General features: G+C 54.8%; 20 protein-coding genes, 1 tRNA gene and 1 pseudogene. 16 read left to right on the forward strand and 6 right to left on the reverse strand.

Annotated features, from left to right (window positions below; all coding sequences use genetic code 11):
- Positions 1 to 4 precede the first annotated feature (4 nt).
- Both HX866_RS18810 and HX866_RS18815 read right to left on the reverse strand, forming a co-directional pair.
- Positions 5 to 334, reverse strand: a complete 330-nt coding sequence (locus HX866_RS18810) for a hypothetical protein (RefSeq protein WP_177140305.1) — start codon at positions 332 to 334, stop codon at positions 5 to 7.
- Positions 335 to 562: 228 nt separating this feature from the next.
- Positions 563 to 1,246, reverse strand: coding sequence for an AbiV family abortive infection protein (locus HX866_RS18815; RefSeq protein ID WP_256344950.1), 684 nt, complete (start codon positions 1,244 to 1,246; stop codon positions 563 to 565).
- Positions 1,247 to 1,362: 116 nt separating this feature from the next.
- Here HX866_RS18815 and HX866_RS18820 point away from each other — a divergent pair, with 116 nt between their 5' ends.
- The 5 genes from HX866_RS18820 to HX866_RS18840 all read left to right on the forward strand — a co-directional run bounded on the left by HX866_RS18820 (position 1,363) and on the right by HX866_RS18840 (position 7,617).
- Positions 1,363 to 1,992 carry a hypothetical protein gene (locus HX866_RS18820; protein ID WP_177140225.1) on the forward strand — a complete coding sequence of 210 codons (630 nt, stop codon included), beginning with the start codon at positions 1,363 to 1,365 and terminating at the stop codon, positions 1,990 to 1,992.
- 848 nt (positions 1,993 to 2,840) lie between these two features.
- The gene (locus HX866_RS18825; protein ID WP_177140226.1) at positions 2,841 to 3,653 is read left to right on the forward strand and encodes a DNA adenine methylase; all 813 of its coding nucleotides are present in this window, start codon (positions 2,841 to 2,843) and stop codon (positions 3,651 to 3,653) included.
- Positions 3,654 to 3,657: 4 nt separating this feature from the next.
- Positions 3,658 to 4,908, forward strand: a complete 1,251-nt coding sequence (locus HX866_RS18830; RefSeq protein WP_177140227.1) for a metallophosphoesterase family protein — start codon at positions 3,658 to 3,660, stop codon at positions 4,906 to 4,908.
- Complete coding sequence (locus HX866_RS18835) at positions 4,905 to 6,662, forward strand: ORC-CDC6 family AAA ATPase (protein WP_177140228.1); 1,758 nt, start codon at positions 4,905 to 4,907, stop codon at positions 6,660 to 6,662. Before HX866_RS18830 ends, HX866_RS18835 begins: the two co-directional genes overlap by 4 nt.
- Position 6,663: 1 nt before the next feature.
- Positions 6,664 to 7,617 carry a hypothetical protein gene (locus tag HX866_RS18840; protein WP_177140229.1) on the forward strand — a complete coding sequence of 318 codons (954 nt, stop codon included), beginning with the start codon at positions 6,664 to 6,666 and terminating at the stop codon, positions 7,615 to 7,617.
- Between the two features lie 36 nt (positions 7,618 to 7,653).
- Here HX866_RS18840 and HX866_RS18845 read toward each other — a convergent pair.
- Positions 7,654 to 8,017 (reverse strand): annotated as a pseudogene (locus HX866_RS18845) (histone-like nucleoid-structuring protein, MvaT/MvaU family).
- 704 nt (positions 8,018 to 8,721) lie between these two features.
- Between HX866_RS18845 and HX866_RS18850 the strand changes: the two are divergent.
- Complete coding sequence (locus HX866_RS18850) at positions 8,722 to 9,024, forward strand: DUF3077 domain-containing protein (protein WP_177140230.1); 303 nt, start codon at positions 8,722 to 8,724, stop codon at positions 9,022 to 9,024.
- A 145-nt stretch (positions 9,025 to 9,169) separates the two neighbouring features.
- On the opposite strand, the gene HX866_RS18855 is transcribed toward HX866_RS18850, so the two are convergent.
- Both HX866_RS18855 and HX866_RS18860 read right to left on the reverse strand, forming a co-directional pair.
- On the reverse strand, positions 9,170 to 9,499 hold the full coding sequence (locus HX866_RS18855) for a hypothetical protein (RefSeq protein ID WP_177140231.1): 330 nt from the start codon (positions 9,497 to 9,499) through the stop codon (positions 9,170 to 9,172).
- A 93-nt stretch (positions 9,500 to 9,592) separates the two neighbouring features.
- Positions 9,593 to 9,677, reverse strand: a tRNA-Leu gene (locus HX866_RS18860).
- A 108-nt stretch (positions 9,678 to 9,785) separates the two neighbouring features.
- Here HX866_RS18860 and queA point away from each other — a divergent pair.
- The 6 genes from queA (at position 9,786) to HX866_RS18890 (ending at position 15,895) form a co-directional block, all read left to right on the forward strand.
- Positions 9,786 to 10,850, forward strand: a complete 1,065-nt coding sequence (gene queA, locus HX866_RS18865) for a tRNA preQ1(34) S-adenosylmethionine ribosyltransferase-isomerase QueA (RefSeq protein ID WP_177096457.1) — start codon at positions 9,786 to 9,788, stop codon at positions 10,848 to 10,850.
- A 14-nt stretch (positions 10,851 to 10,864) separates the two neighbouring features.
- Entirely contained in the window at positions 10,865 to 11,980 is a 1,116-nt protein-coding gene (gene tgt / locus HX866_RS18870; RefSeq protein ID WP_164886323.1) for a tRNA guanosine(34) transglycosylase Tgt, read from the forward strand.
- A 36-nt stretch (positions 11,981 to 12,016) separates the two neighbouring features.
- Positions 12,017 to 12,355, forward strand: coding sequence for a preprotein translocase subunit YajC (gene yajC, locus HX866_RS18875; RefSeq protein ID WP_100941399.1), 339 nt, complete (start codon positions 12,017 to 12,019; stop codon positions 12,353 to 12,355).
- A 62-nt stretch (positions 12,356 to 12,417) separates the two neighbouring features.
- Positions 12,418 to 14,286 carry a protein translocase subunit SecD gene (gene secD, locus HX866_RS18880; RefSeq protein WP_177096459.1) on the forward strand — a complete coding sequence of 623 codons (1,869 nt, stop codon included), beginning with the start codon at positions 12,418 to 12,420 and terminating at the stop codon, positions 14,284 to 14,286.
- 9 nt (positions 14,287 to 14,295) lie between these two features.
- Positions 14,296 to 15,210 (forward strand): protein translocase subunit SecF, encoded by a 915-nt coding sequence (gene secF / locus HX866_RS18885; RefSeq protein WP_177096461.1) that lies wholly within the window; start codon positions 14,296 to 14,298, stop codon positions 15,208 to 15,210.
- Positions 15,211 to 15,334: 124 nt separating this feature from the next.
- Positions 15,335 to 15,895 carry a glycine zipper 2TM domain-containing protein gene (locus HX866_RS18890; RefSeq protein WP_177096463.1) on the forward strand — a complete coding sequence of 187 codons (561 nt, stop codon included), beginning with the start codon at positions 15,335 to 15,337 and terminating at the stop codon, positions 15,893 to 15,895.
- A 70-nt stretch (positions 15,896 to 15,965) separates the two neighbouring features.
- Here HX866_RS18890 and suhB read toward each other — a convergent pair whose 3' ends face one another.
- Positions 15,966 to 16,781, reverse strand: coding sequence for a type III secretion system regulator SuhB (gene suhB / locus HX866_RS18895; protein WP_152740973.1), 816 nt, complete (start codon positions 16,779 to 16,781; stop codon positions 15,966 to 15,968).
- 143 nt (positions 16,782 to 16,924) lie between these two features.
- Here suhB and trmJ point away from each other — a divergent pair, with 143 nt between their 5' ends.
- From trmJ to HX866_RS18915, 4 genes are all read left to right on the forward strand, one after another.
- Positions 16,925 to 17,698 (forward strand): tRNA (cytosine(32)/uridine(32)-2'-O)-methyltransferase TrmJ, encoded by a 774-nt coding sequence (gene trmJ, locus HX866_RS18900; RefSeq protein ID WP_177140232.1) that lies wholly within the window; start codon positions 16,925 to 16,927, stop codon positions 17,696 to 17,698.
- The gene (gene cysE, locus HX866_RS18905) at positions 17,698 to 18,474 is read left to right on the forward strand and encodes a serine O-acetyltransferase (protein WP_177123948.1); all 777 of its coding nucleotides are present in this window, start codon (positions 17,698 to 17,700) and stop codon (positions 18,472 to 18,474) included. Before trmJ ends, cysE begins: the two co-directional genes overlap by 1 nt.
- Before the next feature lie 302 nt (positions 18,475 to 18,776).
- On the forward strand, positions 18,777 to 19,268 hold the full coding sequence (iscR, locus tag HX866_RS18910) for a Fe-S cluster assembly transcriptional regulator IscR (RefSeq protein ID WP_177096468.1): 492 nt from the start codon (positions 18,777 to 18,779) through the stop codon (positions 19,266 to 19,268).
- Positions 19,269 to 19,318: 50 nt separating this feature from the next.
- Positions 19,319 to 20,533, forward strand: a complete 1,215-nt coding sequence (locus HX866_RS18915) for an IscS subfamily cysteine desulfurase (protein WP_177096470.1) — start codon at positions 19,319 to 19,321, stop codon at positions 20,531 to 20,533.
- Positions 20,534 to 20,624 lie beyond the last annotated feature (91 nt).

Here is a 20,624-nt window from a genome sequence, read left to right on the forward strand (position 1 = left end):
TAAATCACTGAATGTCTCTCAAATAGTCCCTGAGTACGATGAGCGGGGTATTCAGCTCTTCGGTCGTCTGCACCTGACTGAAATCCGCCGCCAACCTCTGCAACTCGCGCCCGAGGGGCTTGCCTGTACCGCCCACGGCGTTCAATGCCACATTCACGCACGCTTTCATCTTGAGCTGGATCGCGCCGATATCGCAGTTGCGCAGAAGCAGGTCAAACACGTCCCGCTGGTACTCACCCATGATCGGGTCATCGCGCAAAATCGGGCTTTGACCGTCCGTCTCATAAGCCAGCTTGAGGGCAAAAAGGGCGACTGTCTCCAACTGCGATTCCATGGTGCGGGTTCCTCGGCTTTCTGCTGCGATCGGCGGCGGCCACTTTTCTGCAGGCGAGAAAAAGACCTTGAATTTCAAGGTTTTTTTTAAGTTCGGTGCCCGAGGGAGACTCGAACGTTCCATATAATCCGTGGTGTGCAGCCCTATTATGCGGCAAGGGATACATACAGGGATACACGGTCGTAAGTGCTGTGCTTCACAAAAGGGTAAGCTGGGTGGGAGAACAGGTCAATTGACCAAGCCACCGCGAGCGAACTGCTCCATTTTGTTTGGTCCGGCATCCTTCAAGCCTTCCGCTTGCATAGCTCCATACCAATCGACCAACGCCTGCTTCATTTGTCGGTCACTCTGCTTCCAAACAGGCCCCAGATGCTCAACCCACAATGCGATCTCTCGCTCAGTCGTCAGGGCGCCGGAGGTTAAGGTCTCTGCTGTATTGACGAGTATTTTTGCCAGATCGAGGTCGATGACCTCTTCCGGGAGTGACCAATGAGCTTTGCTCCCCAAACAATCAGTGTAGAAACCGACTTGTTTCAGTTGATCCAGAAGCTGTGGGTGATCCGATTCCTCGTCAAACAGTGGGCGCATGTCATCGAGGGATCGAGCTCCAGCGGCCACCAGTTGTGGAAGAATCCACTGTAGATTTTTGCTGGTATGAGAGCGATATCTCCTCCACTCTGTTTTCAGATCTTGCTCGTTTTCGGCAAAGGCTAATCCGCGAAGAATGGAAATCTTTCCGGCTTCTTCAATAGATAGGATTGCTAGCGATACGGCTGACGGGAGCCGATCTGAGTCAAGAAGCAATCTGGCATCCTTGGCAAGCCGTGCCGCGTTTTGTAACGCAGCGTTCATTCCATTCGCTATTTGAGAAATGGAAAGTGGGCCTTTGTAGCTGTCGAGTTTTTTTCGCATGGCGGCCCCCTCGTGCGTTTTAGGGATGGGCGAATGTAGCTGCGCCGGTGGGAGGTTCTGCTATAACCGGTCACTGCCGGTGTGGCGTTTGTCAATTATCATAAGAGTGTTCAGCAATGCATTCCAACCAGGCAGTAAGCCAAGCTTTGCAAATTAGATTCGCTGCTTTCGAACGGCACGACAAGGATGATTACGAAAGTGAAGACATCGCACATGGCGCCGCTCTTCTAGCTTTGGACGTCGGGATTATTACGAATGACTCCTTACTGATCGCCCAGGCACAAGAGGTGCTCGCCAGCATTAACCGTAGTCGTCAGCTTGAAGACGAGCAGGATGCGCAGTGCATGGCCGACAGCTACGCCGCTATGGACGCTTCACAGGAGAAGCACAAGCAGGCGTTTGCAATGGTGAAAGAACTAGTGGGTAAAGAGTTTCATGATCCACGTTGGAGCGCGTTGATTGAAATCTATCAAGAGGCGTTCCCCACATTCCTGGTTCGAGATTCGGTCTATGCGAGGATTGGTCCAAAACAGGCAGTTAATCGTCTTCGTCATGAGCTGGTTAAACTGGTGACGAACAAGCGGTTGGACAGAGCGCCCATGCTGGGTGAGGTACATGCGCTGCTGCCTGATGCCAAAGCCCTTTTAGAGTCTCGCACCGTTGACTATTTAGAGAGGGCCCTACCGGGGTTTGATTTCCGAGGTCATCCGATCTTAAGTCCTAATAAGGTGCCGGGGACCCTGTGAGCTTTGTAGTTACACGGGGTCAGAAACCCGCGGGATCGTGGTAGTGGCAGCTTATCCAGCTTACTGAAATTTCAACGTTGAAATTGAAGGGATATTGAAGAAAAAGGGGCACCTTTACCGCATCTGTAAAGGTGTCCCTTCGTGTTGATGATTGTGAACGCCGGAGCACCGTCGACCTGTCAACCAACGTGAAAAAACCTCCCACTAACACGAAGGCGCGGGTTATCTGCCCCGTACCCATCCGAAATGCCCAGGGTCCCAACGGTCTGCCAAGCGATAGGGCAAATGCACAGGTGAATCGCCGTTCACCTGTTCACTAAGATGTGCGCTTTTCCGCTAACGCGATCACGCGGGTTTCCAACCCCGCGTGATGTGCAGCTTTGTAGGGGCTCCCAGAGCAGGTACCAACGCGCTGGATGGCAAGGCGGACGGGGAGCAGGGGGGCTTACGAACGGCTGTTACGTCTGTTACGAATTATCATAACGTATTATTTTTAAAGGATTTTATGTTGGTAACACTCCGGTCAAGACTTCCGAGAGTAATGTGTTACTCAGCGTTCGGTGTTACGTCTCATACGCGCCCGTATCGAGCGGATCTTGCCAATGAGTCCTCGATTCAGAGCGGTTCGATGAGTTGTGAATGGCTCACAGCGCTGAAGCCCTCAACAGGGCGTCCGGATGGTCATGGAATCCGCAACGTGACAGATTTCAATCTCCTGTGGCTGTCCATAGCCGATCAGATGACTTGAGTTTACCTGTGCTAGCCACGCATAAAGACGTGAAAAGCCTGTATTTCCATTCCTATCGCTCCCCTTGTCTGGTACTTTGCTGAAAAAGGGGAGAGAGCTGATGGGTCCAATTTTCCGGTGGGCTGGTAGCAAAAGAAAATTGATACCTGTTCTTAATCGATATGTGCCTGCCGATATAAAAACGTATTACGAGCCATTTTGTGGGTCGGCATGCCTGTATTTTGATTTGATGCCAGTAAAAGCCGTACTTTCCGATATGAATGCAGAGCTAATATTTACATATCAGCAGATCCAAAGTCAGCCTGACAAAGTGTATGAGTGGTTGGAGACATTTGATGTCTGTCAGGAAGAGTATCTTAAAGTCAGAAACCTTGTGCCTGATGATCTGTCAGACGTCCATCGCGCAGCGCGATTCTTATATCTCAATAAGCTGTGTTTTAACGGCGTCTACAGAACTAACCAAAAAGGTTTGTTCAATGTGCCTATGGGGAAAAAAACGGGTGCTATGCATACGCTCAGTCAGCTTATGGATTACTCCGCTGCATTGCAGGGTGTCGAGTTTTTCGCGAGCGACTACCATACGGTAATTTCACAGGCGGTTGCAGGTGATTTTGTATACCTCGACCCCCCATACTCGAAGCCTGGGAATCGAAATAGGGGAGAGTACGGTCCGAATAGCTTTCATTTTAACGATATTGAAAAGATGATGGCGTTACTCGCAGATTTAGACGCAAGAGGGGTCGTGTTTGCTCTCTCGTATTGCGATTGCGAGGAAATTCGCACTTTTTGTCTACCATCCTGGAATATCGAGGTTCTCGATGTCAGACGGCATGTTGCTGGGTTTCATGCCCATAGGAAAATGGTTAAAGAAGTCTTGATTACTAATCAAGAAATACTCTTCATGGCGGCCTGAGCGAATGGAATCGAATCTTCTAAAAGTTGCAGTTATCAGCGATTTGCACATTGGCGATATGGCCAAGGGAAAAGATTTTTCCCCTGAGAAAACTGAAAATGCTTCAGTTGAAAACTATTTGCAGGAGTTTTCTGAGTTTGTAGTAAGGGAGAAGCTTTCTGCAGATTATCTCCTTGTGACGGGAGATATCAGTAATAGGGCAAAAGATAGCGAGTTTGGTCTTGCCTCCGATATAATTGCTAAAATTGCTCAGGCTCTTGGGGTTGATAGAAGGCGAGTGCTATTTTGTCCCGGAAATCATGATGTAAATTGGCCTGCGATAGCTTCTCAACAAAATGCTGGTGCAAGCATTGAAATGATATCGAAGGCAAAATATTTGAATTTGCTTAAGCCTGGCCTTATTTTTTCTGAAAGTCAGGCGCAGGGAGTTGGCAGGTTTGACGATGCTCCTTATTTCGTGGTTTGGAATTTTGACGATTTCAACGTCTTTTCATTAAATAGTGCAATTTATGATGGGCCTGACACGAAACCGCATTGCGGCGAAATCAAGTCCGAGCAGCTGATAGATCTCGAGGCGTTACTTGATGATCATATTGATAAGTCAAAGTTAAATATTTTTATTTTGCATCATCATCCTAAACAATACCATGATCGAACTTTTCGGGAAGGGGATACCAGTGGGATGATTAATGCCGACGGCCTGTTGCATCTTCTGTCGAAAAAAGAAATTGACTTCATAGTTCATGGTCATAAGCATATACCTAGATTTGACATGGAGATCAATTCTGATGGTCACCCACTCTGGATCTTGTGCTCCGGAAGTTTCAGTTCGCGCCTAGATGACAGGCATTTTGGCGGAGTAGGAAATTTTTTCCATATAATAGATTTTCATACTCGCTGTAAGGACAACGGGTGGAGTCGCGGCGTAGTTAAGTCTTGGACTCACTTGCTTGGTCACAAGTGGTTGGAAAGTGGGACGATAGACTTCGACAGTGCTAACCAGTTTGGTGCGTATGTTAGTCCAAAAAAATTGAGGGACTTGTTGGAAGCTACGCTTAAAAAGTTGTTTGAAAATCAACCGTTTGTTGAGTGGCACGATTTAATAGCTGCGGATGAATCGATTCAATATTATCCAAATAATTTGCTCAGGAGTAATTTATCTGCCGTTGCAGAGAAAATGAAATTATTGCAGCGGTACTCTGGCCAACAAAAAGCCTTCGAAACGCTGATTTTGATTAGGGAGAAAAGTGCGTGAATACTACGGATCAAAAGGTCGGGAATCCTTTCGAGAACGATAACGCTCGAAATAGCACCCCAGACGACCTGCCATATCAGTTTGTATGGACTACGGACTTTGCTCGCTTAATCTCGTCAAAGAATCATGTATTGATAGGTGCCCGTGGCTCGGGAAAAACCGCGATCATCAAAATGCTCTCTCACGAGTATCTTGCGCGCTTAAATCAAGAAGCTGCCGCTAAGCTTATTCGCGAAAGAAGTTTTGTAGGGACATATGTGCCCATGCGCCTATCTTGGGTAGGTGGATTGAAGAACAAGCCTTGGCTGACAGAAAAGGGACGTGAGAACCACTTCCAATGGCGATTGAATGTTGCGTGCTGTTCTGCGTTTATATCCACTCTTGAAAGTTGCCTTCGATCCTATGTTACTGGTAGGGCCGAACTTTTTATAACTGAACGTGATGTATGTTTACAGTTGTCTGCGGCGTGGTTTCCAGAGATGCGGGCAGAGTCGATAGATATGTTGCGTCAGTATCTGGCTGAAGTAGAGTACAAAAAGCTTCTTGACGAAGAAAAACTTCGGGTTAATGAAGGTGTAGAGTTTAGCAAGGTTGGGGTTGAGTTCGATATTGGTCTGTTCGAGCCGTTGAAACGTGCTATTACAATATTGAAAGGTTTTATAAGGTTTCCTCAGTCGACCATTTGGGCTGTATGTCTTGATGAGGCTGAATACCTTAGCGTTGAATATCAAAGAATTTTAAATTCTCATTTGCGCACGTTCGCAGACGGGTTAGTCTTCAAAATAACTACCATGCCTTACAAGCATTATACTTTGGATACGAATACCGCTGTGCCTCTCGTGAGGGGGGATGACTTTGATTATATATATCTTGACAGTATGGAAGTGTCGAAGCGGACTTTTAGTGAGTATGAGGCCCTTCGCAAGTTTTCCACTGAGCTATTCGAGCGTAGATTGAAGGGTAGCAGGTGGGAGAATAGTGGCGTAACCTTGGAGATGCTACTGGGTACGTCATTTATACTGTCTGACAAATCCGTATCACAAGAAGCTATTGTAGAGTTGATAGCCAAACACTCTAATGTCGCCACTCTCGCAAGGGCGAAGTACCTTCTCGGTACGTCTAAGTTTGATGATGAAATGGGTAGAAAGCTAAAAGGTGCGTTGTTGCTTCGTGACGCGGCATCGCAACTAAAGGGTAATTCTAGCTCAATAATCTACTCGGGCGTTGAGATGGTTATCCGCTGTTCAGACGGAAACCCACGAAGATTTATAAGTCTTCTTAATTCGATGTATTTGGCGGGCTCGGATGAAACTGGATTCAAGCCAGTGCCTCTTGCTGTCCAAGATAGGATCTTGAGACACTTTTCCACTAATGAATTTCGTCGGATTATCAGTGAGCCGAATCACGGGAATGATATACATCAGTTGTTGCTGAAAATAGGGAGATTTTTCAAGGAGGCCTTGCACTTCAAGCCGCTTTCTTCAGATTTAATATTGTCGTTTCGGTATAATGTAGATGATAGCTCTGTCTGGGATGTTGTTAGTGAGGCGGTGGGTGTTGGCCTCATTAGACCCTTGGTGGAGAAGTCTGATTTTGACGAGTTGCCTGTTCGAGAGGGTACTTTTAGACTTTCTTACATGTTAAGTCCGTACTTTTATCTCTTGCCTAGGCGTGGTCGTTCAATCTCTTTAAGTTCTATTTTGAATAGTCCCCCGTCGCAGATGGATCCGACATTGCAAATGGAGTTACTATAATATGGCGAAGTTATATGTGGAAGATATTTCTCTTCAGGATCTTTTTGAGCGGGTTTATGAGATTTCTATATTTTCATGTGGATATGAAGAAAGGTCTTCTAATTTGGCCACTATTCTCAATAGCGAAAAAGTAGGGTGCTCCTTAGTTTTTGGTTTTGGTGGAAGAAAATCGGAAATCTGTTTGCAGAACGAAGCTGTCTTTAGGGAGCTTCTGTCGTCTGATGTTATTGATGTGGCATATGGAGAAACACATAAAATTATTGGCGTTTTGAGAGCGGAAATCGAAAAGCTTGTTTTTAGTAAGATAGAAATAATAAAGATTCTGGTTGATTATTCATCTATGCCGCGACTGTGGTATTCCGAGATTTTGAATTTTTTCAAGAATTATAATTCGGTCGCTCAGTTTGAATTAGATTTTGTTTACTCAGTTGGTGAACATGCACATAGCGACCAGCCGCAGCAGCTGGGCGATCCAATAGTTTTGCCGGGCTGCGAGGCTGTTGCCACGTATAGTAAAAGGACGGTAGCGATATTTGGCTTGGGATTTGATTCCGGTGCACCAATATGTATGCATGGCAAGATCGAGCCTGATAATACTTATGCATTAATCGCACGCCCAGGAGCGCTTGAAGACTATAGTAAAAAAACTTATTCAATTAATCATGACTTCATAACTGAGTCGGTTGATGAGGTTGTATATTCCCCGTTGTCTAGTGTTAAGCAAACCTACGATAGTTTAAGGGAGATATTCTTTCCGTTCAGAACGTCCGCGATAACGGTTATAGTTCCGTTTGGCCCAAAGCCGCATGCACTAGCGGCTATAATCGCAGCCATGAATTATCCAGGTGTAACTTGCTTGTACTCCAGTACTGGTTCGCGGCCGTCAGTAGTTACCGCTACATCTGAACTGGTTCTTAGCAGAATATATAAGGATGAAGAACAGGTGGTTGGCTAAGAAAAGAGCCCGACAGGGCTCTTTCTCGAGGTGTAATTATTTTTGCAGCCAACTTTCGACGGCATCAGGTCCTTGTTCTGCCTTCCGTCCTTTCAAACTTTGTGATTCCCACCCTTGGTTTCGATAACTTCACCGGTGGGCGGGTTTTTGTACGCCTTGAGTTCGCGTGGTTTGTGTGTGCCAGCTTTTTGAGCGAGGGCTTGGCGTCGGGCGGTGGTCTGTGGCTCCAGTAAATTGATGATGTGCTTCAGGCAAAAACCATAGTGCTCAATCAGCTTGCGGAGATTGGTTTTGAACTCAATCTCTTTATTCGGTTCGTTATAATCTTTCAATACTTCAAGTGCCTGAAGTTGCTCGGCCAAGTGTTTTTCATCTGACGGTATTTCGCGAGTTTCGACATTTTTATTCCTTTATTCTATGAGGTTGTGCATGCTTATTAGGATAGTGGGGCAGGTTGCAAGTTAAGCGCTATTTTCGGCGATTTAGTTGGCTCTCAATATGAACCAATTTCGCTTTGATTGCATTGATAGCCAGTGCCTGTATCTGCGAGGTTTTGCCAGGCCTGACGTCAATGGTTTTCAGCAGGGCATTCAGATGGGGTTTCTGGGTTTTGAGCGTGTCAGATAAGCTCGCGCTGTTCTGTAGTGGATTGTTTGTTACTTTCATCCTTGCGTTGTTCCAGATTGCTTACAAGGTATTCAGGGACAGACCACGATTAATGACGGTATCCGCACTTGAAATATCTCGCGTCAAAAGCTTCCTTGAATGCTTTCACCCCTCCGCTATCCTTCCCCTGTCGTTGCCAATTCAGCGACCGGGCTTGGAAACCCGAATTTAGGGTATAGGCGCACAAGCGCCCCAATCACGATGACAGGCGCTATTATTTCGCCTGCGATTCGTGCAATGGCGGCTGTGCGCGGGAGGACTTCGGTCCTGCCGGGACCTATACCCCCGGTTTTCCAACCTGCGTACGGCTGCCACCCATTCGCTTGGAAACGAACGTGGCAGCTATTTCCTCAGGTATAGGAGTTAGCGCATGGACGGTTTTACTCAAGAAAGACAGCTTCCAACCCTCAGCACCGAAGCATTCCCCGGAGGTGCCCAATGACCACCCAGCCCCCCTTCAAAACCTTGGGCGTCATCACGTTTTCCACCTGCGGTTCCCATGGTCGCGAACTGTTCCGCGTCAATCCCGGTGTACCCATCCTGGAGGCCATGGAACACGCTTCCATCCTGCTGTACTGCGCCAAGGCTTTATCCCTCGATGCGGCATTGGAAAGAGAGGATGGAGAGCGCTATGCCTGGGCGTCGCATTACCTGGGGGAGATGGGGAAGGCGGTGATTGATGATCTGACGCAGGGGATGTTTAGTGGGGCGAGCGCGGTGATGCCGGATTGTGGGCGATGATCCGGGGTTTGTGATGATTGAGGGGACGTCATCGCCAGCAAGCTAGCTCCTACAGTAGTCGGCGTTCGCAGGGTGTCAGGCGGGGCGAGTGACTTGATTTTTCGGCAGGCAAAAAAAGACCTTGGGCTTCAAGGTCTTTTTTAAATCACTGAATGTCTTTCAAATAGTCCCTGAGCACGATCAGCGGGGCATTCAGCTCTTCGGTCGTCTGCACCTGGATCACGTCCGCTGCCAACCTCTGCAACTCGCGTCCCAGGGCTTGGCCTGTGCCGCCTACGGCATCCATCGCCACATCCACGCACGCCTTCATCTTGAGCTGGATCGCGCCAATATCGCAGTTGCGCACCAACAGCTCAAACACGTCCCGCTGGTACTCACCCATGATCGGGTCATCGCGCAAGATCGGGCTTTGACCTTCCGCCTCATAAGCCAGCTTGAGGGCAAAAAGGGCGACTGTCTCCAGTTGCGATTCCATGGTGCGGGTTCCTCGGCTTTCTGCTGTGATCGGCGATCGGCACTTTTCGACAGGCGAAAAAAAAGACCTTGAATTTCAAGGTCTTTTTTAAGATGGTGCCCCGAGGGAGACTCGAACTCCCACTCCTTTCGAAAACGGATTTTGAATCCGCCGCGTCTACCAATTCCGCCATCAGGGCTCAATGGCGGCGAAGTATAGAGACGTGATTACCGTTGGTCAATCGGCTTTCGTGGTCTATTTTTACGATTTCCGCTAAACTTCCCGGCCCTGCTGAACGAACCCCATCATGCGCGTCGCTGACTTTACTTTCGAGCTCCCCGATTCCCTGATCGCTCGCCATCCTTTGGCCGAGCGACGCCTCAGTCGCCTGCTGACCCTCGACGGCCCCAGCGGCGCTCTCGCACACCGTCAATTTACTGATTTGCTTGAGCATTTACGCCCAGGCGATCTGATGGTGTTCAACAATACCCGGGTCATTCCAGCCCGCCTGTTCGGCCAGAAAGCCTCCGGCGGCAAGCTGGAAATCCTCGTGGAACGGGTCCTCGACACCCACCGCGTGCTGGCCCATGTGCGCTCCAGCAAGTCGCCAAAACCCGGTTCGAAGATTCTCATCGATGGCGGCGGCGAAGCCGAGATGCTCGCCCGCCACGACACGCTCTTCGAACTGGGCTTCGCCGAGGAAGTGCTGCCGCTGCTGGAGCGCGTCGGCCATATGCCGTTGCCTCCTTATATAGATCGCCCGGACGAAGGCGCGGATCGCGAGCGTTACCAGACGGTTTACGCCGAGCGTCTCGGCGCCGTGGCCGCGCCCACCGCCGGGCTGCATTTCGACAAGCCGCTGCTCGAAGCCATCGCCGCCAAGGGCGTTGAAACCGCTTTCGTCACCCTGCACGTCGGCGCCGGGACCTTCCAGCCGGTGCGCGTGGAGCGTCTCGAAGACCACCACATGCACCACGAATGGCTGGAAGTCAGCCAGGAAGTGGTCGACGCCGTCGCCGCCTGCCGCGCGCGCGGTGGTCGGGTGGTCGCCGTCGGTACCACCAGCGTGCGTTCGCTGGAAAGCGCCGCCCGCGATGGTGTGCTCAAGCCGTTCAGCGGCGACACCGACATCTTTATCTTCCCAGGCCGCCCCTTCCATGTGGTCGACGCCCTGGTGACCAATTTCCACCTGCCCGAATCCACGCTGCTGATGCTGGTTTCGGCCTTCGCCGGTTACCCCGAGACCATGGCCGCTTACAAGGCCGCCGTGGACAACGGCTACCGCTTCTTCAGCTACGGTGATGCCATGTTCATCACCCGCAACCCGGCGCCTGCCGCACCCAAGGATCGGGCCCCAGAGGACCAAGCATGAGTCGCAACTGTCGTATGTCGTTCGAGCTGCTCGCCACTGATGGCAAAGCTCGTCGCGGTCGCCTGACCTTCCCCCGCGGTACCGTCGAAACCCCGGCCTTCATGCCCGTGGGCACTTACGGCACGGTCAAGGGCATGCTGCCTCGGGATATCGTCGCCACCGGCGCCGAGATCATCCTCGGCAACACCTTCCACCTGTGGCTGCGCCCCGGCACCGAGGTGATCAAGGCCCACGGCGACCTGCACGACTTCATGCAGTGGAAAGGCCCGATCCTTACCGACTCCGGCGGCTTCCAGGTGTTCAGTCTGGGCGCCATGCGCAAGATCAAGGAGGAGGGCGTGACCTTCGCTTCCCCGGTCGACGGCGCCAAGGTGTTCATGGGCCCGGAAGAATCGATGCAGGTCCAGCGCGACCTGGGCTCGGACATCGTGATGATTTTCGACGAGTGCACCCCGTACCCGGCTGACGAAGACGTCGCCCGCGTGTCCATGGAGCTGTCGCTGCGTTGGGCCCAGCGCTCGAAAAATGCCCACGGTGAAAACACCGCCGCGTTGTTCGGGATTGTCCAGGGCGGCATGCACGAGAGCCTGCGCAAGCGCTCCCTCGAAGGCCTCGACCAGATCGGCTTCGACGGCCTGGCCATCGGCGGCCTGTCGGTGGGCGAGCCCAAGCACGAGATGATCAAGGTGCTGGATTACCTGCCCGGCCTGATGCCTGCTGACAAACCTCGTTACCTTATGGGCGTTGGCAAGCCGGAAGATCTCGTAGAGGGTGTGCGCCGCGGGGTGGACATGTTCGATTGCGTGATGCCAACCCGTAATGCCCGCAATGGGCACCTGTTCATCGACACCGGCGTGCTGAAGATCCGCAACGCGTTCCATCGCCATGATGAATCGCCACTGGATCCGACCTGCGATTGCTACACCTGCCAGAACTTCTCCCGTGCTTATCTGCACCATTTGGACAAGTGCGGCGAAATGCTGGGAAGCATGTTGAATACCATCCACAATTTGCGCCATTACCAGCGCCTGATGGCTGGTTTGCGCGAGGCTATTCAACAGGGTACATTGGCCGCCTTTGTCGATGCCTTCTACGCCAAACGCGGGCTTCCCGTACCGCCTTTGGACTGAATTTTCAGAATTGAATTCTTGCAACTGGAGTGCTAAATGAGCTTTTTCATCTCTAACGCGTTCGCGGACGGCGCCGCACCTGCTGCTGCCGGTCCGATGGGCGGTGGTTTCGAATGGATCTTCCTGGTCGGCTTCCTGGTCATCTTCTACCTGATGATCTGGCGTCCACAGGCCAAGCGCGCCAAGGAGCAGAAGAACCTGCTGGGCAACCTGGCCAAGGGTGACGAAGTGGTCACCACCGGCGGTATCGCCGGCAAGATCACCAAAGTGAGCGACGACTTCGTGGTTCTGGAAGTGTCCGACACCGTGGAAATGAAGTTTCAGAAGGGTGCCATCGCGGCCACCCTGCCTAAAGGCACGCTGAAAGCGATCTAAGTTTCAACTCTTAACAATCGACGGGGCGCGCAAGGCGCCCCGCGTCATAAGCGGGCGGCGTGATGCTGAACAAATACCCTCTGTGGAAATACCTACTGATCCTGGCGGTGCTGGCGGTCGGTTTTATTTATTCCGCTCCCAATCTCTATCCTGATGATCCGGCGATCCAGGTCAGCGGCGCAAGCACTGCACTGCAGGTCAATCAGGCCGATCTGGACCGTGTGAGCAAAGCGCTGACCGACGCCGGGATCACCGTCAAGGGCGCCACTCTGGCCGCCGGCGGCAAAGGCGGTCTGGTGCGTCTGACCAAGCAGGAAGACCAACTGCCGGCCAAGGACGTGGTGCGTAAAACCCTCGGCGACGACTATGTTGTGGCCCTGAACCTGGCACAGACCACCCCGCAATGGCTGCGCAGCCTTGGCGCGCACCCGATGAAGCTGGGTCTGGACTTGTCCGGTGGTGTGCACTTCCTGCTGGAAGTGGACATGGACAAAGCCGTTGATGCACGCCTGAAAGTCTATGACGGCGACGTCAAGAGCCTGTTGCGCAAGGAGCGTGTGCGTTATCGCACCCTGCCGGCGTTCAACGGTGCCATCCAGTTGGGCTTTGCCGACTCCGATACCCGTGATCAGGCTCGTGCGCTGATTCGCAAGAACTTCAACGATTTCGACATTGTTCCGGCCGACCTCAACGATCAGCTGGTACTGCGTCTGGCGATGACCCCGGCCAAGCTGGCGGAAATCCGCGAATACTCCATCAAGCAGAACTTGACCACGGTACGTAACCGCGTCAACGAGCTGGGTGTGGCCGAGCCACTGGTTCAGCGTCAGGGTGCCAACCGCATCGTGGTCGAACTGCCAGGCGTACAGGACACCGCTGAAGCCAAGCGGATCCTCGGCAAGACCGCTAACCTGGAGTTCCGTCTGGCGGCTGAGCCGGGTGCTTCGAAGGCCACTTCCGAAGAGTTCGAGTTCCGTGAAGGCAATCGTCCTCCGGCGCAGATCGAGCGTGGCCTGATCATCACCGGTGACCAGGTGACCGACGCCCAGGCGGGCTTCGACGAACACGGTCGTCCGCAGGTGAACATCAAGCTCGATGGTCATGGTGGCGATCTGATGAGCCGCGCGACCCGCAGCAACGTCGGGCGCAGCATGGCGGTGATCTTCATCGAGCAGAAGCCGATCACCACCTACACCAAGCAGGTTGTCAACGGCGTCGAGAAAGACGTGCCGGTGCAGACCTTCAAGGAAGAGAAGAAGATCATCAGCCTGGCGACCATCCAGTCGCCGCTGGGCAGTCAGTTCCGCATCACTGGCCTGAACGGCCAGGGCGAATCCTCGGAGCTGGCCTTGCTGCTGCGTGCCGGTGGTCTGGCCGCGCCGATGTACTTCGCTGAAGAACGTACCATCGGTCCAAGCCTGGGTGCCGACAACATCACCAAGGGTATCGATGCGTCGCTGTGGGGCATGCTGTTCGTCTCGCTGTTCATCATTGCCATCTACCGCTTCTTCGGCATCATCGCTACCGTGGCCCTGGCCTTCAACATGGTTGCCCTGCTGGCGCTGATGTCCCTGCTGGGGGCAACGCTGACCCTGCCGGGTATCGCCGGTATCGTCTTGACCATGGGCATGGCGGTGGACGCCAACGTGCTGATCTTCTCGCGGATACGTGAGGAGATAGCGGCGGGGATGACGGTGCAACGAGCGATCAACGAAGGCTTTGGTCGTGCGTTCACGGCGATTATCGACGCCAACCTGACCACCTTGCTGGTGGGCGGCATCCTCTTTGCCATGGGGACCGGCCCGGTCAAGGGCTTTGCGGTGACCATGTCCCTCGGGATCTTTACCTCGATGTTCACGGCCATCATGGTGACCCGCGCGATGGTCAACCTGATCTTCGGCGGTCGTGACTTCAAGAAGTTGTGGATTTAAGGGGCTGCCATGTTACGTACTATCAACTTCATGGGTGTTCGCAACGTTGCGTTCGGCGTCACCCTGTTCCTCACCGCATTGGCCCTGTTCAGCTGCTTCCACAAGGGCATGAACTACGGCTTGGACTTCACCGGCGGTACGCTCATCGAGCTGACCTACGAGCATGCGGCGGATGTCACCAAGGTGCGCGAGCAGCTGAACGGCGCCGGTTATCACGAGGCGATCGTGCAGAGTTTTGGCGCGACCACCGACTTGCTGGTGCGGATGCCGGGTGAAGACCCGCAACTGGGCCATCAGGTCGCCGAGGCGTTGCAGAAGGTCGGCGGTGATAACCCGGTGCAGATCAAGCGCGTCGAGTTCGTCGGCCCGCAGGTCGGTGAAGAGCTGCGCGACCAGGGCGGCCTCGGCATGCTCATGGCGTTGGGTGGCGTACTGATCTACCTGGCGTTCCGCTTCCAGTGGAAGTTCGCGGTGGGCGCCATCGTCTCGCTGGTCCACGATGTGGTGGTGACCGTGGGTATCCTGTCGTTCTTCCAGATCACCTTCGATCTGACGGTGCTGGCGGCGGTACTGGCGATTATCGGCTACTCGCTCAACGACACCATCGTGGTCTTCGACCGGGTGCGTGAGAACTTCCGTGTCCTGCGCAAGGCTACTCTGATCGAGAACATCAACATCTCGACCACCCAGACCCTGTTGCGGACCATGGCGACGTCGATCTCCACCCTGCTGGCGATTACCGCGCTGCTGTTCTTTGGTGGCGACAATCTGTTCGGTTTCTCCATCGCCCTGTTCATCGGTGTGTTGGCGGGGACCTACTCGTCGATCTACATCGCCAACGTGGTGCTGATCTGGCTGAATCTGAATAGCGAAGACCTGATCCCTCCGGCCAGTACCCAGAAGGAAGTCGACGACCGTCCTTGACGGAAATCTTCCACCTGGTTGTTAGCTGATAAAGGCGCGAGTGTTGAACTCGCGCCTTTTTTTATACTCCAAAGCCATAGAGAAAGGCGGGCATCGATCCGCTTGTGATGGTCAGGAGGTTCACGTGAACAAGTCGTTGCTGGTAGGTGCGGTATTGGGTGCTGTCGGTGTGACTGCCGGGGGTGCTGTTGCCACCTATAGCCTGGTAAAAAGCGGCCCTGAGTATGCGCAAGTATTGGCGGTAGAGCCGGTCAACACTCAAATCAAGACGCCGCGCCAAGTCTGTCAGGATGTCGCGGTGACCCGGCAGAAGCCGGTTCAGGACGAACATCGTCTGGCCGGTACTGCGTTGGGTGCGGTCGGCGGTGGTTTGCTTGGCAGCCTGGTCGGTGGCGGTCGTGGCAAGACCCTGGCCACCGTGGTCGGTGCGGTTGGCGGCGGTTACGCCGGTAACAAGGTGCAGGAGGGCATGCAGGAGCGTGACACCTACACCACGACCCAGAAACGCTGCAACACGGTCAATGATGTCAGCGACAAGCTGGTGGGTTATGACGTGCGTTATCAGTTGAATGGCAAGGAAGGCAAGGTGCGGATGGACCGCGATCCGGGTAATCAGATTCCGGTGGACAAGGACGGTCGGCTGATCCTGGGGCAGAATCAACCCGCTCAGCAGCCGGGTCAGTAATATCGGCTGTTGAGGCATAAAAAATGCCCCGTATCGCGAGATACGGGGCATTTTTTTGAGCGGCGAAAGCTTAGCGCTTCAGCGAAGCCGGCAGGTGCGGCTGGATCGCCGTCAGTACTGCCTTGAAGCACTTGGTGTTGCCGGCAACGATGTGGCCTTTTTCCAGGAAGTCGTGACCACCGGTGAAGTCGCTCACCAGGCCGCCGGCCTCTTGAATCAGCAGGGCGCCTGCAGCCATGTCCCATTCGGACAGACCTGACTCCCAGAACGCATCGAAACGACCGGCAGCCACGTAGGCCAGGTCCAGGCTTGCGGCACCGGCGCGGCGGATACCGGCGGTCTGGCCGACCAGGGCGCGGAACATGCCCAGGTAGTTGTCCAGGTTGTCCATCTGGTCGTCACGGAACGGGAAGCCGGTACCCAGCAGGGCGCCGTCCAGGCTGGTGCGGCCGCTGACGCGCAGGCGACGACCGTTGAGCTGGGCGCCACGGCCACGGGAGGCGGTGAATTCTTCCTGGCGAACCGGGTCCAGGACCACGGCGTGCTCAAGGCGGCCGCGGTATTTGCAGGCGATGCTGACCGCGAAGTGCGGGATGCCGCGCAGGAAGTTGGTGGTGCCATCCAGTGGGTCGATGATCCACAGGTATTCTTCGCCTTCGCCTGAGCCGGCGTGGAAGCCGGTTTCTTCGCCGCGAATGGCGTGGGTCGGATAGGCCTTGCGCAGCGCGTCGATAATTTTCTGTTCGGCGGCGCGATCCACTTCGGACACGTAGTCCTTGGCGTCTTTTTCGTCGACCTTGATGGTATCCAGGCGCTCGATGGAGCGGAAAATCAATTCACTGGCGCTGCGGGCGGCGCGCAGCGCGATATTCAGCATGGGCTGCATGGACGTTTCACCTAGAGTGTTAAAGAAAGCCGAACATTCTACCAGAAAAGTCCAAGGGGAGAAGGACGACGTGGCGCTCGTGGCGCAATCCCCAGTGCTTCTGTAAGATTTGCTCCCCTTCGCCGAGTCTGAGAGTGCCTCTCGTGCTGCAAAATATTCGTGTTGTCCTGGTCAATACCAGTCATCCGGGCAATATCGGCGGGGCCGCGCGGGCCATGAAGAACATGGGGCTGTCGCGCCTGGTGCTGGTGGAACCCCGGGTCTTTCCCTCCGCTGAAGCTGATGCACGGGCTTCCGGTGCCACCGATATCCTTGAAAGCGCGCAAGTCGTCGCCACCTTGGAAGAGGCGTTGGTCGGCTGCAATCTGGTGTTTGGCACCAGTGCTCGCGACCGGCGGATTCCCTGGCCGTTGCTCGACCCTCGCGAATCCGGGTTGAAAGTGGTCGAGGAAGCCGGGCAGGGCGCCGAGATCGCGCTGGTGTTTGGTCGTGAAGATTCCGGCCTGACCAACGACGAGCTGCAGCGATGTCATTATCACGTGCATATCCCGTCCGATCCGGACTTCAGTTCGCTCAACCTCGCCACGGCGGTACAGGTGCTGAGCTATGAAGTGCGGATGTCCTGGCTGGCGGCCGTCGGGCAGCCGAGCAAGGTAGAGAAGCATGAAGTGGCGTCGACGCGCAGCGAAGAGCTGGCGACCATGGATGAGATGGAGCGGTTTTTCGGCCATCTGGAACAAACCCTGGTGGCCATCGACTTCCTCGACCCCGAAAAACCGCGCCATCTGATGGCCCGGTTGCGTCGCCTGTACGGACGCAGTTCGGTCAGTCGCGCCGAGATGAATATTTTGCGGGGCATCCTCACGGAAACCGAAAAAGCGGCCCGGGGCGAGCTCCTTAAGCGGAAGGATCAGTGATGTTCGAGCGTTTGCGAGAAGATATCCAGAGCGTATTCCATCGTGATCCGGCGGCGCGCAATGCCTTTGAAGTGCTGACCTGCTACCCGGGCCTGCATGCCATCTGGCTGCATCGCCTGGGGCATGCGCTGTGGGGCATGGGCTGGAAGTGGCTGGCGCGGGTGGTGTCGAACTTCGGGCGCTGGCTGACTGGCATTGAAATCCATCCCGGGGCCAAGGTCGGGCGGCGGTTCTTTATCGACCATGGCATGGGCATCGTGATCGGCGAAACCGCCGAGATCGGCGATGACGTGACCATTTACCAGGGCGTGACCCTGGGCGGCACCAGTTGGAACAAAGGCAAGCGTCACCCGACGCTGGAAGACGGCGTGGTGGTCGGCGCCGGTGCCAAGGTGCTGGGGCCGTTTACCGTCGGTGCCGGGGCCAAGATCGGTTCCAATGCCGTGGTGACCAAGGCGGTGCCTGCGGGGGCGACGGCTGTTGGTATTCCGGGGCGGATCATCATGAAAGTCGATGATCAGGTCGAAGCCAAGCGCAAGGCCATGGCGGAGAAGATCGGTTTTGATGCCTATGGTGTCAGCGAAGACATGCCAGACCCGGTGGCGCGTGCCATTGGCCAGTTGCTCGATCACTTGCAGGCGGTGGATGGGCGCCTGGAAGGTATGTGCGGAGCGCTGAAGGACCTGGGCAGCACCTATTGCGCCAAGGAGCTGCCGGAGTTGCAGTGTGACGGGTTCGTCGAAGTGAAGGCTGAGACCGAGGCCAAGGCTGGCTGATCTTCGCTGGGCTTGCTGGCCTCATCGCCAGCAAGCTGGCTCCTACAGGATTGTGCGTGTGTCCGAGATCTTGCAAGCGACACGCTCACATGTAGGAGCGAGCTTGCTCGCGATAGCGCCCCTGGGGCGCCCCAAAAAACCACCGCTCCATCGCAATGCCATTACGCCCCAGACTTTGCTACAATTCGCGCGCTCTTTTAGCGGTAAACCCGACTAAAGCACTAGGTCTTATAGTTGACTTAAATACTCGGGAATAGCATACTCTTCCCCATCCCGATCCCGTAACTCCGTGGTACCTGTCCATGCGACTGACTACAAAAGGCCGATACGCCGTGACCGCCATGCTCGACTTGGCGTTGCACGCGCAACGCGGGCCGGTGTCTCTGGCCGATATCTCCGAGCGCCAAGGCATCTCCCTGTCCTACCTCGAGCAGCTTTTCGCCAAGTTGCGCCGCAGCAACCTGGTGTCCAGCGTGCGTGGTCCTGGCGGCGGCTACCAGCTGTCGCGTGAGATGCAGGGGATCCAGGTCGCCCAGGTGATCGATGCCGTGAACGAATCGGTCGATGCTACCAAATGCCAGGGTCTGGGCGATTGCCATGCCGGCGATACCTGCCTGACCCACCATCTGTGGTGCGACCTCAGCCTGCAGATCCACGAATTTCTCAGCGGTATCAGCTTGGCGGACCTTGTTACTCGCCGTGAGGTGCAAGAAGTCGCCCAGCGTCAGGATCAGCGCCGCTGTAATGGCAAGGCGCCGCGCCTGGATAAGATCGAAGCGTCCGCCGTCGAATGACAGCCAAAGAGCCCGCGGTGCGCCAGCCAGCCTGATTTAGGAGAGTGTCCATGAAATTGCCGATTTACCTTGATTACTCAGCGACGACCCCGGTTGATCCGCGTGTCGCCCAAAAAATGAGTGAATGCCTGCTGGTCGACGGAAACTTCGGTAACCCGGCGTCCCGTTCCCACGTGTTCGGCTGGAAAGCCGAAGAGTCCGTGGAAAACGCTCGCCGTCAGGTGGCCGACCTGGTCAATGCCGACCCGCGTGAAATCGTCTGGACCTCCGGTGCCACCGAGTCCGACAACCTGGCCATCAAGGGTGTCGCGCACTTCTATGGCAGCAAGGGCAAGCACCTGATCACCAGCAAGATCGAACACAAGGCGGTCCTCGACACCATGCGCCAACTGGAGCGCGAAGGTTTCGAAGTCACCTACATCGAACCGGGTGAAGACGGCCTGATCACCCCGGCCATGGTTGAAGCCGCCCTGCGCGACGACACCATCCTGGTGTCGATCATGCACGTGAACAACGAAATCGGCACCGTCAACGACATCGCCGCCATCGGCGAGCTGACCCGCTCGCGCGGCGTGCTGTTCCATGTCGACGGCGCTCAGTCCACCGGCAAGGTCGACATCGACCTGCAGAAGCTGAAAGTCGACCTGATGTCGTTCTCGGCCCACAAGACCTACGGCCCTAAAGGCATCGGCGCGCTGTACGTCAGCCGCAAGCCGCGTGTTCGCCTCGAAGCGACCATGCATGGCGGCGGTCACGAACGTGGCATGCGTTCCGGCACCCTGGCGACCCACCAGATCGTCGGCATGGGCGAAGCGTTCCGCGTGGCCAAGGAAGACATGGCTGCCGAGAACCTGCGCATCAAGGCCCTGAGCGATCGCTTCTACAAGCAGGTCGAGCATCTGGAAGAGCTGTACATCAACGGCAGCATGACCGCCCGCGTACCGCACAACCTGAACCTGAGCTTCAACTACGTTGAAGGCGAGTCGCTGATCATGGCCCTCAAGGACCTGGCGGTTTCCTCCGGTTCGGCTTGCACCTCGGCCTCGCTCGAGCCTTCGTACGTCCTGCGCGCCCTGGGCCGCAACGATGAACTGGCACACAGCTCGATCCGCTTCACCTTCGGCCGCTTCACCACCGAAGAAGAAATCGATTATGCCGCGCAGAAAGTCTGCGAGGCCGTCACCAAGCTGCGCGCTCTGTCGCCGCTGTGGGACATGTTCAAAGACGGCGTCGATATCTCGAAGATCGAGTGGGCGGCACACTAAATAAAGAAGCCGCCACATACAGGTCCTGTAGCGACGCGGCAATCAACGGCTGGCGTAACGACAGGGCCGAGAGCGGCCCTGATGAGTGAGG

The organism is Pseudomonas gingeri, assembly GCF_013386165.1.
GTDB lineage: Bacteria > Pseudomonadota > Gammaproteobacteria > Pseudomonadales > Pseudomonadaceae > Aquipseudomonas > Aquipseudomonas gingeri_C.